Below are 15,863 nucleotides of genomic sequence, written 5' to 3'. Positions count from 1 at the left end.
GTCTTATTTCGATAAAATGGTTTCCAACTTACTGATAGAACCTTCACAGATCACAAGGTGATCCGCATTAAGAACTTGGTAAGTATTTACATCATTTACAGTTACAACTTTCGCCTTTGGAAGGTTTCTGCTGGAAAGGAACACGTTCGTATTTTCCTCAGGAAGTACTAATAACGTCTTCTTATCTCCTAGAGACAAACCATCAAGCAATGCCATATAGCTCTTAGTCTTTGGAGAGTCAAATGAAATGCTTTCCAATACTGACAAGCAGTTATCTTTCACTTTATAAGCAAGTGCAGATTTTCTGGCTAGTTGTTTTACCTTTTTATTCAATTTGAAAGAATAATCTCTTGGCTGTGGGCCAAAAACTCTTCCTCCTCCTCGGAATAGTGGCGACTTGATAGATCCAGCACGTGCACTACCAGTGCCCTTTTGCTTCTTGATCTTACGAGTAGAACCAGCTATCTCATTTCTCTCTTTAGACTTGTGCGTACCTTGTCTTTGGTTAGCCAAGTACTGCTTTACATCAAGGTAGATCGCGTGATCGTTAGGTACCATTGCGAAGATCTCATCAGACAAGCTGATTTTTCTACCTGTGTCTTCTCCTTTTTGATTAATTACTGCTAATTCCATGGCTTACTTCTCTAGAATAACGAAAGAATTTTTAGGACCAGGTACAGAACCAGAAACCAATAGTAGGTTTTTGTCAGCATAGATTCTCAACACTTTAAGGTTGACAACCTTCACTCTGTCTCCGCCCATTCTACCAGCCATTCTCATTCCTTTGAATACTCTGGATGGCCAAGAACATGCACCAATTGAACCTGGGTGTCTGCCTCTGTTATGCTGACCGTGAGTTTGTCCACCCACACCAGCAAAACCATGACGCTTTACTACACCCTGGAATCCTTTACCTTTTGAAGTTCCGATTGCATCTATGAAGTCACCTTCAATAAATACTTCATCAGCCTTCACAGTAGCTCCTAAATTAACCTGGCCTTCAAACTCAACCCGGAAATCTCTGAACTCAACAACTTTGCGCTTTGGAGTTGTACCAGCCTTTTTAAAATGGCCGATTAATGGCTTAGGCGTATTTTTCTCTTTACGCTCACCATAACCCAACTGCACGGCATTGTACCCGTCTGTCTCAATGTTTTTTACTTGCGTCACTACACAAGGACCAGCTTCTATTAGCGTGCATGCGACATTACGTCCATCGGCACTGAAGATGCTAGTCATTCCAACTTTTCTACCTATTATACCAGACATCTTTTATAAGATAATATAATAACCACGAGCATTTGTCTGCCGGGGCTCCTTTTAAAGGACTGCAAAGTTACGGAAATAAAATTCTGCAACAAATGTGAAATCCTAAATTTTAACTGTTATACAAAATATTTCAATTGTGAGTCAGGCATTTATGACCCTAATCCCCCTTGATGAACATCCTAGAGCAAAAAAAACCTGCTCCGTAAAGCAGGTTTTTAATATATTAATCCAGTTCGATCAAACTTTAATTTCTACATCAACTCCACTTGGAAGCTCGATTTTCATCAATGCATCCACAGTTTTAGAAGAGTTAGAATAGATATCAACCAATCTTTTGTATGTACAAAGTTGGTATTGATCTCTTGCTTTCTTACTTACGTGAGGAGACTTTAATACTGTGAATTTCTCCTTTTTAGTAGGCAATGGTATTGGCCCTACTACTACTGCACCAGTGGCTTTCACTGCCTTTACAATCTTCTCTGATGACTTATCCACCAAGCTGTGATCGTATGATTTTAGTTTTATTCTGATTTTCTGATTCATCGCAAATATTATTTAGTCCTTCTGACCTTTTACTGTAGCAATTACACCTTCGGCAATGTTGTTAGGCACTGGCTCATAGTGAGAGAATGTCAATGAAGCCGTAGCTCTACCTGACGTGATCGTTCTTAGGTCTGTAATGTAACCAAACAACTCAGACAATGGTACGGCAGCCCTAACTACGCTTGATGTACCTTTGGTATCCATACCTCTCATCACACCTCTTCTTCTGTTTAAATCACCTGTGATAGGTCCAGTGTATTCATCTGGAGCCACTACGTCCACAGACATAATTGGCTCAAGCAACTTAGGTTGACACCTTTTAGCCGCATCTCTGAATCCAATTCTAGCTGCTAGTTCGAATGAAAGAGCATCTGAATCGACATCGTGGAAGGAACCGTGAAATAATCTTACTTTCATTGACTCAATAGGATATCCAGCCAAAGGTCCATTTTTCATAGACTCAGCAAAACCTTTCTGAATGGAAGGGATGAATTCTTTTGGAATAACACCACCAACAATTCCATTTACAAAGTCTAATCCAGGTTTAATTTCACCGGTTTCAGGATCTGGATCTTTAGCGCTTAGTTCGAATGAAATATCCGCAAATTTACCTTTACCACCTGTTTGCTTCTTGTAAACTTCTTTGTGCTCAACAGAACCAAATAACGCTTCTTTGTAAGCAACCTGAGGAGCACCTTGATTGATCTCAACCTTGAACTCTCTTTTCATACGATCGATGATGATGTCCAAGTGAAGCTCACCCATACCTCTTAAGATAGTCTGTCCAGTTTCGTGGTCAGTATTTACTACAAGAGTAGGATCTTCTTCAACGAGTTTGGCGATAGCCATACCTAGTTTATCAACGTCAGCTTGAGTTTTAGGCTCAATAGCGTAGCCAATAACTGGCTCAGGGAACACCATAGACTCCAACACAACCTTACGGCTTTCGTCACAAAGTGTATCTCCTGTTTTGATATCTTTAAAGCCTACCACTGCACCAATATCTCCAGCTCTTAGAGCATCGATTTGGTTTTGCTTATTCGCATGCATTTGGAAAACTCTTGAAATACGCTCCTTATTTCCAGAACGGCTATTGAAAATGTAAGAACCAGAATTCAAGATTCCAGAATATGCTCTTACGAAACAAAGACGACCTACAAATGGATCTGTTGCAATTTTGAATGCTAGACCAGTGAAAGGCTCAGATTCATCAGGAGAGATATGCACCTCTAATTCCTCATCGTCAATATCATGAGCAATGATATCGTCCTTATCCATTGGAGAAGGAAGCAATTCCATTACTAGATCAAGCATAGTCTGAACTCCTTTATTCTTGAATGAAGAACCACATACCATAGGTACAATCTTCATATCAATCGTAGCTTTTCTCAAAGCGGCAAGGATTTCTTCAGCAGAGATAGATTCTGGATCATCAAAGAATTTCTCCATCAACGACTCGTCATAATCTGCTACTGCCTCTAAAAGATGCTCTCTCCATTCAGCTACTTCTTCAAGCATGTCTTCTGGAATAGGAACTTCTTCGAAAGTCATTCCGAAATCATCCTCATTCCATACGATCGCACGGTTGTTGATCAAATCAACTACACCTTTGAAGGTTTCTTCTGCACCGATAGGGATCTGCAAAGGAACTGCGTAACTGCCAAGCATTTCTTTTACCTGCTTACAAACCTCAAGGAAGTTTGCTCCAGCACGGTCCATTTTATTTACGAAGCCAATACGAGCAACTTTATAGTTATCCGCAAGTCTCCAGTTAGTTTCTGATTGAGGCTCTACGCCATCTACAGCACTGAAAAGGAATACCAATCCATCGAGAATACGAAGGGATCTATTTACTTCTACAGTAAAATCAACGTGACCGGGAGTATCGATGATATTGATTTGGTATTTTTTCTCTTTGTAATCCCAAAAAACGGTTGTTGCAGCAGAAGTAATTGTAATACCTCTTTCCTGCTCCTGAGCCATCCAGTCCATTGTGGCCGCCCCGTCGTGTACTTCACCTAATTTGTGAGATACACCCGAATAAAAAAGTATCCGCTCTGTCGTAGTCGTCTTGCCCGCATCGATGTGGGCAGCAATTCCAATGTTTCTGGTAAATCTTAAATCTCGTTTAGCCATCTAATTAAAATCTAAAGTGAGAGAATGCTTTGTTGGCTTCTGCCATTCTGTGCGTATCATCTTTCTTCTTCACACCGGCACCTTCGCCTTTGGAAGCAGCGATAATTTCGCCAGCTAGTCTGTCCATCATTGTCTTCTCACCTCTTCTTCTGGCGTAGTTGATCATCCATTTCATTCCTAAGGCAACCTTCCTGTCAGGACGGACCTCCATTGGAACCTGGAATGTAGCACCACCAACTCTACGACTCTTCACCTCAACGGATGGAGAAATATTGGTTAGCGCTTTTTTCCAAATCTCAAGACCATTCTCACCTACTTTTTCTTCAACTTTTTCTACTGCATCGTAGAAAATTCTGTAAGCAATACTCTTCTTCCCATCTACCATTAGATTGTTCACAAACCTAGTTACTAGGGTGTCATTGAACTTTGGATCAGGAAGAATATATCTCTTCTTTGGTTTCGCTTTTCTCATTTTTTCTAAATATTAGATTATTTTTTCTTTGCTGGAGCACCTTTACCCGCAGCTACTGGAGCACCTTTTCCAGCTTTAGGTCTTTTAGCACCATACTTAGAGCGACCTTGCTTACGATCTTTAACTCCTGCGGTATCTAGTGCACCACGGATGATGTGATATCTCACACCTGGTAGATCTTTCACACGACCACCTCTGATCAAAACGATCGAGTGCTCTTGTAGATTGTGACCTTCACCAGGAATGTAAGCGTTCACTTCTTTTCCGTTGGTCAATCTTACCCTCGCCACTTTTCTCATTGCAGAGTTTGGCTTCTTTGGGGTTGTAGTGTATACTCTGGTACAAACTCCTCTACGCTGTGGACATGAATCCAAAGCTCTAGATTTTGATTTGGTCTCCAGTGTTACTCTACCTTTTCGTACTAATTGTTGAATAGTAGGCATTAACTGATAAAATTTAGTTTTCCCGTAAACTGTTAAATTTTGGACTGCAAAGGTAAACAAAGTAATAAGAGTAACAAAGCTAAGCAGTTATATTTTCGCTATGCTTCTCCTGGTGTCCCGAAACTAATCGGAAACTGCGGCGCTCCACCCGATTGATTAATCTGTCCAAATGCTGCTTCATACTTCTCGATGTTATCTTTAAGTGCTGAAAGCAATCGTTTCGCATGGTCTGGGGTCACAATTATCCGTGCCTTTACTTTGGCTTTTGGCACACCTGGCATTAAGCGAATGAAATCAATCACAAATTCTGAATTGGAATGAGCGATCATCGCCAAATTAGAATAAACTCCTTCAGCTACTTCTTCTGAAAGTTCTACGTTGATTTGCTGATCTCCTTTTATTTTTTGATTGTCGTCTTGCATAATTGATATGGATTAAAAAAAGGCCTGTCGTGAAACAGGCCTTTTAAATAAAATTACTCAAATATTAAAGGATTGCTTCGCTAGATCTCTTAGCGTTTCGCTCCATATTTTCAGAAAGCTTGTCATACTCATCTTGAGATCCGACAATTACATGCTCCAATCTTCTCTGACCAGTACCGGCAGGAATCAAGTGACCAACGATTACGTTCTCTTTTAGACCTTTCAACATATCTCTCTTACCTCTAATGGCTGCTTCAGAAAGCACCTTAGTAGTTTCCTGGAAGGACGCAGCAGAGATAAAGGACTCAGTGCCCAAAGATGCGGCAGTAATACCCTGTAGCGTAGGTTTAGAAACCGCAGTCTCTGCATCACGTACTTGTACCAACTTAAGATCTTTACGCTTCAAGCTAGAGTTCTCATCTCTCAGTCTTCTAGCTGACAGAATCATACCTGGCTTCAACGTAGAAGAATCTCCAGCATCCATTACTACCTTACGGTCAAGAATATTATCATTCTCTTCTCTGAAAGCCCACTTATCAACTACTTGATTTTGTAAGAATCCAGTGTCACCTGCATCAAGGATTTCAACTTTCTGCATCATCTGACTTACAATCACCTCGATGTGCTTATCGTTGATCTTTACACCCTGAAGACGGTAAACTTCCTGAATCTCATTCACTAAGTATTCCTGAACAGCAGTAGGACCTTTGATCGCCAAGATATCATTTGGAGTGATAGCTCCATCAGAAAGTGGCTCGCCAGCTCTAATAAAGTCATTCTCCTGAACCAAGATATGCTTAGATAAGGAAACCATATACTTTTTGATCACACCATCTTTCGATTCAATGATGATCTCTCTGTTACCTCTTTTGATACCTCCGTATGTTACTACACCGTCGATCTCAGAAACTACAGCCGGGTTGGATGGATTTCTTGCTTCAAATAGTTCAGTAACTCGTGGAAGACCACCGGTAATATCTCTTGTTTTACCTACAGACCTTGGGATTTTGACCAAAATCTGACCAGATCTAACTTTATCACCTGATTCAATTGCCAAGTGAGCACCTACTGGAATATTGTATGATTTGGACTCTTCACCATAATTTACAATAATCGCAGGGTTCCTAGTTCTATCTTTTGTATCGATGATTACTTTCTCACGGAAACCAGTCTGATCATCGGACACTTCCTTGTATGTAATACCTTCTACGATTGCTTCGAATTCAATTTTACCGTCGAATTCCGACAAAATTACTGCATTGTATGGATCCCATTTACAAAGAGTCTGACCCTTAGTAACTTTCTCGCCATCCTTTACATTAATGATAGAACCGTAAGGTGCGTGATTAGAAATCAACGCTTTGCCAGTCTTCGCATCATTAACTTTGATCTCACCAGATCTACCCATGACAACAGTAATACTCTCACCGTCTTTATTGGTAGTCTCGATCAATCGTAATTCGTCGTCAAATTCAACTAAACCGTCGAACTTCGCTATCACACTAGCCTCAACAGCCATGTTAGATGCAGTACCACCCACGTGGAATGTTCTCAATGTAAGCTGTGTACCCGGCTCACCAATAGACTGTGCTGCAATAACACCTACAGACTCACCTGTCTGTACCATATGGCCAGATGAAGTAAGATTTTTTCCGTAGCATTTGCCACAAACTCCTCTACGAGTTTCACAAGTCAATACAGATCTAATTTCGATTTCGTCAATGCCAGATTGATCGATCAAATCAGCTACTTCATCAGAGATCATCACGCCTGATTCAATGATCAACTCATCCGTTGTTGGATGGTAAATATCATGAACAGAAACTCGACCAACAACTCTCTCAGAAAGTGGCTCTACGATATCGTCATTATCTCTAAGTGGCTGAACCATCAATCCTCTTAAACTACCACAATCATCTTCTGTGATAATCATATCCTGAGCTACATCTACAAGACGTCTTGTTAGGTAACCAGCATCGGCAGTTTTCAATGCAGTATCGGCAAGACCTTTACGAGCACCGTGAGTAGAGATAAAGTACTCTAATACATCCAGACCTTCTTTGAAGTTAGAAAGAATTGGGTTTTCGATGATTTCGCCGACAGAACCTTGAAGGTTTTTCTGTGGCTTAGCCATCAATCCTCTCATACCACCTAATTGTCGAATTTGTTCTCTAGAACCTCGGGCTCCTGAGTGCATCATCATATAGATCGCATTGAATCCTTGCTTATCCTCTTCCATCTGTCTCATGAGATCATTAGTCAAATGAGAGTTAGTACGAGTCCAGATATCAATTACTTGATTGTATCGTTCGTTATCCGTGATTAGACCCATTAAGTAGTTGTTCCAAACTTGGTCAACTTCTTCTTTAGCCTTGGCAATCATCGGCTCTTTTTGTACAGGGATAATAACATCATTCAATCCCATTGACAGACCACCTTTGTAGGCCATCTGGAATCCAAGATTCTTAATATCATCCAAGAACAGTGCTGTACGTGCCATTCCACATACCTTAACCACCTTAGCAATAATCTGCTGAAGTTTTTTCTTGGTCAAAAGCTCATTTACATAACCTACTTCTTTTGGCACAAACTGGTTGAAAATCAAACGACCTGCAACAGTCTCAACGATCTCATCCTTGTAACCTCCATCTTCGGTTCTAAGCTGCACTTTACACTTAATATTCGCATGTTTGGAGATTTTCTCTTCATTCATTGCGATAATCACTTCTTCTACACTATAGAAAGTCATGCCTTCACCAGCAACGATTTCTTCAGGAGTAGACATCTTACCCTTAGTCACATAGTATAGACCCAACACCATATCCTGAGAAGGTACAGTAATCGGAGCTCCATTGGCTGGGTTAAGAATATTGTGTGACGAAAGCATCAAAGTAGAAGCTTCCAAGATGGCCTCATGTCCTAGAGGTACGTGTACGGCCATCTGATCACCGTCAAAATCGGCGTTGAATGCAGTACATACCAACGGGTGAAGCTGGATAGCTTTTCCTTCTATTAGTTTTGGCTGGAAAGCTTGGATACCTAGTCTGTGAAGAGTAGGAGCACGGTTAAGGAGCACTGGGTGACCTTTAAGTACATTTTCCAAAATGTCCCAAACCACTGGATCTTTACGATCCACGATTTTCTTAGCTGACTTTACTGTCTTTACAATGCCTCTCTCGATCAATTTTCTGATGATGAAAGGCTTGAAAAGCTCAGCAGCCATATTTTTAGGAAGACCACACTCGTGAAGCTTTAACTCAGGACCTACCACAATCACAGAACGACCAGAGTAATCCACACGCTTACCAAGCAAGTTTTGACGGAATCGACCTTGCTTACCTTTCAACATATCGGAAAGAGATTTCAAGGCACGGTTTCCATCGGATCTTACCGCATTAACTTTTCTAGAGTTATCGAATAGAGAATCTACAGCTTCCTGCAGCATTCTTTTTTCATTTCTCAAAATCACCTCTGGAGCTTTGATATCTATCAATCTCTTCAGACGGTTATTTCTGATAATAACTCTTCTATAAAGGTCATTTAAATCGGAAGTCGCAAAACGACCACCATCCAAAGGTACCAATGGACGCAATTCCGGTGGAATAACTGGAACCATACGAACGACCATCCACTCTGGGCGGTTTTCGATTCTAGTTCTAGCATCACGGAATGCTTCTACTACCTTCAGTCTTTTCAATGCTTCTGCTTTTCTCTGCTGAGAAGTATCAGTAGCTGCCTGATGACGAAGTGAGTAAGAAAGATCATCCAAATCGATTCTTGCCAATAACATCTCCAATGCTTCAGCACCCATTTTGGCGATGAATTTGTTTGGATCTGCATCGTCAAGCATGTGGTTTTCCTTAGGAAGCTTGTCCATGATATCCAGGTATTCATCTTCAGTAAGGAAGTCCAGGTATTGAACTCCTTCTTCTGCTTTGACACCTGCCTGAACAACCGCATAACGCTCGTAATAGACAATTTGATCAAGCTTCTTAGTAGGAAGACCAAGAAGGTAACCGATTTTATTTGGAAGAGATTTGAAATACCAAATGTGCGCAACTGGAACTACCAGTTCAATGTGGCCCATTCGCTCTCTTCTTACTTTCTTCTCTGTAACCTCTACACCGCAGCGATCACAGATAATACCTTTATACCTGATGCGCTTGTACTTGCCACAATGACACTCCCAGTCTTTGACCGGACCAAAGATTCTCTCACAGAACAAGCCGCCCATTTCAGGCTTATAAGTTCTATAGTTGATCGTCTCGGGCTGGGTCACCTCACCGTTTGAGCTATCCAGAATAGATTCTGGGGAAGCCAAACTAATGGTGACTCTGGAAAAATCATTGTTAAGTTTTTTATTTTTTCTGAACGCCATAGTTTTTTGAAAGATATGTAAAGGGCTCTTGCGAGCCCATTCGCTTTATTAATCTAGGGTAATCTCAAGAGCCAAACCTCTCAATTCATGAACCAATACGTTGAATGATTCAGGAATATTAGGCTTAGGAAGGTTTTCACCTTTCACAATAGCTTCATAAGCTTTTGCTCTACCGACTACGTCATCAGACTTCACTGTCAGGATCTCCTGCAGTACGTGAGATGCACCGAATGCCTCTAGTGCCCAAACTTCCATCTCTCCGAAACGCTGACCACCAAATTGAGCTTTACCACCCAATGGTTGCTGCGTAATCAATGAGTATGGCCCGATTGAACGTGCGTGCATCTTATCATCTACCAAGTGACCAAGTTTCAGCATGTATGCAATACCTACGGTAATTGGTTGATCGAATTTCACACCCGATAGACCATCATATAGGTAAGTACGTCCGTAAGCTGGCAAACCTGCCAATTCCAATTCATGAGCTACTTCTTCCATAGAAGCACCGTCAAAGATTGGTGTAGCATATTTCTTATCGAGTACCTGTCCAGCCCAAGCCAATACAGTTTCGAATATCTGACCAATGTTCATACGAGAAGGTACACCTAGTGGATTCAATACGATATCCATTGGAGTTCCATCCTCAAGGAATGGCATATCCTCGTCTCTTACAATTCTTGCTACGATACCTTTATTACCGTGACGACCAGCCATTTTATCACCTACTTTAAGCTTACGCTTCTTAGCGATGTACACTTTGGCAAGCTGAACGATACCCGCAGGAAGTTCATCACCCACTTCAAGTGTGAATCTCTCTCGCTTGAACGTACCCGCAATCTCATTTCTTGAATTGATGAAGTTTTTCACCAAATGAACAATCAACTGATTGATATGAGCATCGTTTGTCCAATCATCAAGAACGATATCTGATATTAAATTAGCCTCTTCCGGAACATTGTAGTTACTCTCATCTCTGTAAGGATTCTTAGCAGGGAAAAGGTTATTTTCAATGTTTTTCAAATTAAACTTCTGCCCTTTAGTGATGATCTCATCACCAAACTTGTGCTTAACGCCCTGAGAAGTTTTTCCATCCAAGATCGTAACCATTTTATTGATCATTCGAGCTCTTAGACCCAAAAGATCTTTAGAGTATCTGCCCTTCAGTTTTTCAACATCCGCTTTAGATTTTGCTCTAATATCCTTGTCTTTCTTAGGTCTTGCGAAAAGCTTAGTCTCGATTACTACACCATTCAATGAAGGTGAAGCTTTCAATGACGCATCTTTCACATCACCAGCTTTATCGCCGAAGATTGCTCTAAGCAATTTCTCTTCTGGAGTCGGATCAGTTTCACCTTTTGGAGTGATCTTACCGATAATGATATCGCCTTCTTTTACTTCAGCACCAATCGCGATGATACCATGCTCATCAAGATTTTTAACAGCCTCTTCAGAGACGTTAGGAATTTCAGAAGTCAGTTCTTCTTCTCCCCTTTTCGTGTCACGAACTTCCAATTGGAATTCTTCCACGTGAATAGAAGTAAAGACATCTTCTCTCACTACTCGCTCAGAGATTACTATAGCATCCTCAAAGTTGTATCCTTGCCATGGCATGTATGCCACTTTCAAGTTTTTACCTAGAGCTAGCTCACCGTTATTAGTAGAATAACCCTCAACTAATACCTGACCTTTTTTCACTTTTTGGCCTTTCAGCACCAAAGGAGTAAGGTTGATCGTAGTGTCCTGGTTAGTTCTTCTGAATTTGATCAAGTTGTAAGACTTGTACTCATCTGTGAAATTCACTAATAATTCATCATCAGTAAGATCATACTTAATGGTGATACGCTTAGCATCCACATAATCTACCACACCACTTGCTTCAGCAATGATGAGAGATCGAGAATCTACAGCAGCTTTTGCCTCAAGTCCAGTACCTACGATAGGTGCTTCGGCTTTCAACAAAGGAACTGCCTGACGTTGCATGTTGGATCCCATCAATGCACGGTTGGCATCATCATGCTCCAAGAAAGGAATCAAAGATGCTGCAACAGATACAATCTGATTAGGAGCTACGTCCATATAAGTGATTTCAGATGGCTCCAATACTGGGAAGTCACCTTCAAATCTTGCCTTTACTTTTTCATTAATAAACTTGCCATTCTCATCCAAAGGCGCATTTGCCTGAGCAATGTTATGATCATCTTCCTCTTCAGCAGTTAGGAATAAAACATCCTCAGCTTTCATACTTGCCTTGCCGTCCTTTACCTTACGGTATGGAGTCTCAAGGAAGCCCATAGAATTCACTTTAGCATGAACACATAGAGAAGAAATCAAGCCGATGTTTGGACCTTCTGGAGTTTCAATAGTACACAAACGACCGTAGTGCGTGTAGTGAACATCTCGAACCTCAAATCCTGCTCTTTCTCTTGATAGACCCCCTGGACCCAAAGCTGAAAGTCTTCTCTTGTGAGTCAACTCCGCCAATGGATTGGTTTGATCCATGAACTGAGAAAGTTGGTTTGTTCCAAAGAAGGAATTGATCACTGAAGAAAGTGTACGTGCGTTGATCAAATCGACTGGTTTAAAGTCTTCATTGTCTCGAACGTTCATTCTCTCACGGATCGTTCTGGACATTCTAGCCAGACCAACACCGAACTGGCTATAAAGCTGTTCTCCTACAGTTCTTACTCGTCTATTGCTTAAGTGATCAATATCATCGACCACAGCCTTAGAGTTAATAAGTCCGATTAGGTATTTTACGATATGAATAATATCTTCCTTGGTAAGGACGATTTTAGTCGAATCGATGTCAAGACCTAGTTTTTTATTGATTCTATAACGACCAACCTCACCAAGATCATAACGTTTGTCAGAGAAAAATAAACTATGAATAACCTCACGAGCGGTTGACTCATCAGGAGCTTCAGTATTTCTCAATTGACGATAGATAACTTCCACAGCTTCTTTCTCGGAATTGGAGCTATCTTTTTGTAATGTATTATAGATGATAGAGTAATCAGCCACGTTCACATCTTCTCTATGGAGAATGATGCTCTTCGAACCTGAATCCAAGATCATTTCAATGTCTTCGTCTGAAAGAACGGTATCACGCTCTAGCAATACCTCATTTCGATCGATGGAAACTACTTCACCAGTATCTTCATCTACGAAATCTTCTACCCATGTTCTTAGAACCCTTGCAGCAAGCTTACGACCAGCTACCTTCTTCATTGCTGTCTTAGTAGCATTGACTTCTTCAGATAACCCGAACAAATCGAGGATATCTTTATCAGAGCCATAGCCTATAGATCTTAGCAAGGTAGTTACAGGGAACTTTTTCTTACGATCGATGTAAGCATACATGACATTGTTTATATCAGTAGCAAATTCAATCCAAGATCCTTTGAAAGGAATAATTCTGGCAGAGTAAAGTTTCGTACCGTTCGTGTGCTTGCTTTGCGCAAAGAACACACCTGGAGAACGGTGAAGTTGTGAAACAATAACTCTTTCAGCACCATTAATTACAAATGACCCTTTCTCGGTCATATACGGAAGATTACCTAAGAATACTTCTTGCTCAATCGTTTCGAAATCTTCATTATCCTCATCATGGCAAAGTAATCTCAACTTTGCTTTCAACGGTACAGAGTAGGTCAAGCCACGGTCAATGCACTCGCTCACCGAATATTTCGGTGGATCTACTGCGTAATCAATAAATTCAAGAGTAAAATTCTCTCTAGAATCACTGATAGGGAAGTTTTCTGCGAATACTTTAAATAAACCGTCTGCCCGGCGTTTTTCAGCTGGTGTATCCAATTGGAAAAAGTCTTTGAAAGACTGCAATTGAATATCGAGAAAATCCGGATAGCTTTTGACCACCTTAATGGAGGAGAAACTTTTCCTTTCGGTTTGATTCTTGATAGCCAAGGTAGTGTATGTTTATGGTGAAATATTAATAGCGATAAATTACAATTTTCGCTTAGAATAATGCAATTTTGAACCTGTGCATAAACAGGAAAAGACCTGACTAAAATAGTCAGGTCTTAGGTGTGAACCCCAACCTAGAAGTTGCGGTTCAGCAAATTATTTGATCTCTACTTCAGCACCAGCTTCTTCCAAAGACTTCTTCAAGCCTTCAGCTTCGTCCTTAGATACACCTTCTTTCAATGCTTTAGGAGCAGAGTCAACTAGTTCTTTAGCCTCTTTAAGACCAAGACCTGTCAATTCTTTTACAAGCTTAACAACTGCCAGCTTTGATCCACCAGCAGCTTTCAAGATAACGTCAAAAGTCGTTTTCTCTTCTTCAGCTGCAGCTTCACCAGCACCGCCACCTGCTACAACTACTGCGCCTGCAGCAGCTGGCTCGATGCCATACTGATCCTTAAGGATGTCTGTCAATTCTTTAACCTCTTTTACAGTCAAGTTCACCAACTGATCTGCAAGTTGCGTAAGATCTGCCATTGTATTTGAAATTTAATATTTGTTTGAATTATTTTTTTAACTTATTTTTCTTCTCTATCAGCAAGCGTTTTAAGCACACCAGTAATATTGTTCTGGCCACTTTGCAATGCTGAGATAAGATTCATCGCTGGAGACTGTAGCAAGCCGATAAGATCGCCTAACAATTCCTCCCTTGACTTCAACTTAGATAGCAATTCAAGATTCTCTTCACCGATGAAAATATCTGCATCGATAGAAGCGCCTTTGAATGCTGGCTTCGATGCTTTTTTACCTAATTTTTTTCTGAAATCCAGCAATACATTTGCTGGAAGATTACTCGTCTCTTTTGAGAAGATAATTCCAGAGAATCCTTTCAATGCTTTATCAGATAACTCCGAAAAGTCAGCTTCTAAATTTTCCAGGGCTTTAGCCACCAAGGTGTTTTTGTACACTTTGTACTCTACTCCTTTTTCGTAACAAGCTCTTCTGAATGCATTCACTTGAGCTACAGAGAAACCTGATGCGTCAGTGATATAGAAGAAAGGGTTTTCTTTAAATTTCTCAGTAAGACCGTCGATTATTACTTTCTTTTCGTCTCTAGTCATGATTAAATTCCTTGAATGCTACCCTTGTCCACTGCAATTCCAGGAGACATTGTACTGGATAAATGAATACTCTTGAAATACGTTCCTTTAGATGATGACGGCTTCAGCTTAGAAATAGTAAGGATAAGTTCTTTTACATTTTCTTCAATCTGCGCTGCAGTGAAGGATGCCTTACCGATACCTGCGTGAATGATCCCAAATTTATCTACTTTGAAATCAATTTTACCCGCTTTTACTTCTCTTACTGCCTTAGCTACATCCAGAGTAACAGTTCCTGATTTAGGATTTGGCATAAGACCTCTTGGTCCTAATACTCTACCCAATCTACCTACTTTCGCCATTACATTAGGCATAGTGATAATGACATCAATGTCAGTCCATCCGCCTTCAATTTTTGCTATGTAGTCGTCCAAGCCTGCGTAATCTGCACCTGCTTCGGTCGCTTCTGCTATTTTGTCAGGAGTACAAAGCACCAATACTTTGATGTCTTTGCCTGTACCATGAGGAAGCGCAACAACGCCTCTTACCATTTGATCAGCCTTACGTGGATCTACACCCAAACGGATGTCAAGATCTACGGAAGCGTCAAACTTCGTCATAGTAATATCCTTCACGATAGTAGAAGCTGCCTCCAGGGAGTACACTTGGCTTGGGTCGTACTTAGAAAGAGCTTCTTTTTGCTTTTTTGTTAACTTAGCCATTGTTTTTTATTTATACTTCCCAAGGGGCTTTTCCAGATACTGTGATTCCCATGCTTCTTGCTGTACCGGCCACCATTTTCATAGCAGACTCAACTTTGAAAGCATTAAGGTCAGGCATTTTGACCGCCGCTATTTCTCTTACCTGATCCCAGGTAACTGATCCAACCTTCTTACGGTTTGGCTCAGCAGATCCGCTCTTAACTTTAGCAGCCTCAAGCAACAGATTTGCTGCAGGAGGAGTTTTTACTACGAAGTCAAAAGTTTTGTCTGAGTAGATCGTAATCAATACAGGTAACACTTGACCAATTTTCTCTTGGGTACGTGCATTGTACTGCTTACAAAACTCCATTATGTTCAGACCCTTGGAACCAAGAGCTGGACCTACTGGAGGCGACGGGTTTGCCTGGCCACCTTTCACTTGTAGTTTTAAATAACCAGTGATTTCCTTAGCCATTGC

The 15,863-nt window shown here is 40.8% G+C and carries 13 protein-coding genes; all 13 read right to left on the bottom strand.

Going from position 1 to position 15,863, the window contains the following annotated elements:
• Positions 1-3 precede the first annotated feature (3 nt).
• The 13 genes from rplD to rplK all read right to left on the bottom strand — a co-directional run bounded on the left by rplD (position 4) and on the right by rplK (position 15,860).
• Entirely contained in the window at positions 4-633 is a 630-nt protein-coding gene (gene rplD, locus BVH02_RS06240; RefSeq protein WP_086500261.1) for a 50S ribosomal protein L4, read from the bottom strand.
• A gap of 3 nt (positions 634-636) precedes the next feature.
• The gene (gene rplC / locus BVH02_RS06235; RefSeq protein ID WP_086500258.1) at positions 637-1,269 is read right to left on the bottom strand and encodes a 50S ribosomal protein L3; all 633 of its coding nucleotides are present in this window, start codon (positions 1,267-1,269) and stop codon (positions 637-639) included.
• Between the two features lie 237 nt (positions 1,270-1,506).
• On the bottom strand, positions 1,507-1,812 hold the full coding sequence (gene rpsJ, locus BVH02_RS06230) for a 30S ribosomal protein S10 (protein WP_008203035.1): 306 nt from the start codon (positions 1,810-1,812) through the stop codon (positions 1,507-1,509).
• Between the two features lie 12 nt (positions 1,813-1,824).
• Entirely contained in the window at positions 1,825-3,948 is a 2,124-nt protein-coding gene (fusA, locus tag BVH02_RS06225; RefSeq protein WP_086500256.1) for an elongation factor G, read from the bottom strand.
• Between the two features lie 4 nt (positions 3,949-3,952).
• Positions 3,953-4,420: a 30S ribosomal protein S7 gene (rpsG, locus tag BVH02_RS06220; RefSeq protein ID WP_086500254.1), complete on the bottom strand. Its 468-nt coding sequence runs from the start codon at positions 4,418-4,420 to the stop codon at positions 3,953-3,955.
• 17 nt (positions 4,421-4,437) lie between these two features.
• The gene (gene rpsL, locus BVH02_RS06215) at positions 4,438-4,863 is read right to left on the bottom strand and encodes a 30S ribosomal protein S12 (protein ID WP_086500252.1); all 426 of its coding nucleotides are present in this window, start codon (positions 4,861-4,863) and stop codon (positions 4,438-4,440) included.
• A 98-nt stretch (positions 4,864-4,961) separates the two neighbouring features.
• On the bottom strand, positions 4,962-5,285 hold the full coding sequence (locus BVH02_RS06210; RefSeq protein ID WP_086500251.1) for a DUF3467 domain-containing protein: 324 nt from the start codon (positions 5,283-5,285) through the stop codon (positions 4,962-4,964).
• Between the two features lie 64 nt (positions 5,286-5,349).
• Positions 5,350-9,663, bottom strand: coding sequence for a DNA-directed RNA polymerase subunit beta' (gene rpoC / locus BVH02_RS06205; RefSeq protein ID WP_086500249.1), 4,314 nt, complete (start codon positions 9,661-9,663; stop codon positions 5,350-5,352).
• 48 nt (positions 9,664-9,711) lie between these two features.
• Entirely contained in the window at positions 9,712-13,587 is a 3,876-nt protein-coding gene (gene rpoB, locus BVH02_RS06200; protein ID WP_086500246.1) for a DNA-directed RNA polymerase subunit beta, read from the bottom strand.
• Positions 13,588-13,743: 156 nt separating this feature from the next.
• Entirely contained in the window at positions 13,744-14,121 is a 378-nt protein-coding gene (gene rplL / locus BVH02_RS06195; RefSeq protein WP_086500244.1) for a 50S ribosomal protein L7/L12, read from the bottom strand.
• Positions 14,122-14,162: 41 nt separating this feature from the next.
• Positions 14,163-14,705 (bottom strand): 50S ribosomal protein L10, encoded by a 543-nt coding sequence (gene rplJ / locus BVH02_RS06190; protein WP_086500242.1) that lies wholly within the window; start codon positions 14,703-14,705, stop codon positions 14,163-14,165.
• 2 nt (positions 14,706-14,707) lie between these two features.
• Positions 14,708-15,406 (bottom strand): 50S ribosomal protein L1, encoded by a 699-nt coding sequence (gene rplA / locus BVH02_RS06185; protein ID WP_086500240.1) that lies wholly within the window; start codon positions 15,404-15,406, stop codon positions 14,708-14,710.
• Between the two features lie 10 nt (positions 15,407-15,416).
• The gene (gene rplK / locus BVH02_RS06180; RefSeq protein WP_086500239.1) at positions 15,417-15,860 is read right to left on the bottom strand and encodes a 50S ribosomal protein L11; all 444 of its coding nucleotides are present in this window, start codon (positions 15,858-15,860) and stop codon (positions 15,417-15,419) included.
• Positions 15,861-15,863: the final 3 nt, after the last annotated feature.

Source organism: Algoriphagus ratkowskyi (assembly GCF_002150505.1).
In the GTDB taxonomy this organism is placed as follows: Bacteria; Bacteroidota; Bacteroidia; order Cytophagales; family Cyclobacteriaceae; genus Algoriphagus; species Algoriphagus ratkowskyi.
The sequence above is the reverse complement of the archived record's forward strand: the minus strand, read 5'-3'. Positions and strand labels throughout refer to the sequence as shown.

Excerpts from the sequence above, each read along its gene's own strand:
- rplD (WP_086500261.1), bottom strand. The coding sequence starts at position 633 with ATGGAATTAGCAGTAATTAATCAAAAAGGAGAAGACACAGGTAGAAAA.
- rpoC (WP_086500249.1), bottom strand. The coding sequence starts at position 9,663 with ATGGCGTTCAGAAAAAATAAAAAACTTAACAATGATTTTTCCAGAGTC.
- rpsG (WP_086500254.1), bottom strand. The coding sequence starts at position 4,420 with ATGAGAAAAGCGAAACCAAAGAAGAGATATATTCTTCCTGATCCAAAG.
- rpsJ (WP_008203035.1), bottom strand. The coding sequence starts at position 1,812 with ATGAATCAGAAAATCAGAATAAAACTAAAATCATACGATCACAGCTTG.
- rpsL (WP_086500252.1), bottom strand. The coding sequence starts at position 4,863 with ATGCCTACTATTCAACAATTAGTACGAAAAGGTAGAGTAACACTGGAG.
- rplL (WP_086500244.1), bottom strand. The coding sequence starts at position 14,121 with ATGGCAGATCTTACGCAACTTGCAGATCAGTTGGTGAACTTGACTGTA.
- rplC (WP_086500258.1), bottom strand. The coding sequence starts at position 1,269 with ATGTCTGGTATAATAGGTAGAAAAGTTGGAATGACTAGCATCTTCAGT.
- rplK (WP_086500239.1), bottom strand. The coding sequence starts at position 15,860 with ATGGCTAAGGAAATCACTGGTTATTTAAAACTACAAGTGAAAGGTGGC.
- rplJ (WP_086500242.1), bottom strand. The coding sequence starts at position 14,705 with ATGACTAGAGACGAAAAGAAAGTAATAATCGACGGTCTTACTGAGAAA.
- BVH02_RS06210 (WP_086500251.1), bottom strand. The coding sequence starts at position 5,285 with ATGCAAGACGACAATCAAAAAATAAAAGGAGATCAGCAAATCAACGTA.
- fusA (WP_086500256.1), bottom strand. The coding sequence starts at position 3,948 with ATGGCTAAACGAGATTTAAGATTTACCAGAAACATTGGAATTGCTGCC.
- rplA (WP_086500240.1), bottom strand. The coding sequence starts at position 15,406 with ATGGCTAAGTTAACAAAAAAGCAAAAAGAAGCTCTTTCTAAGTACGAC.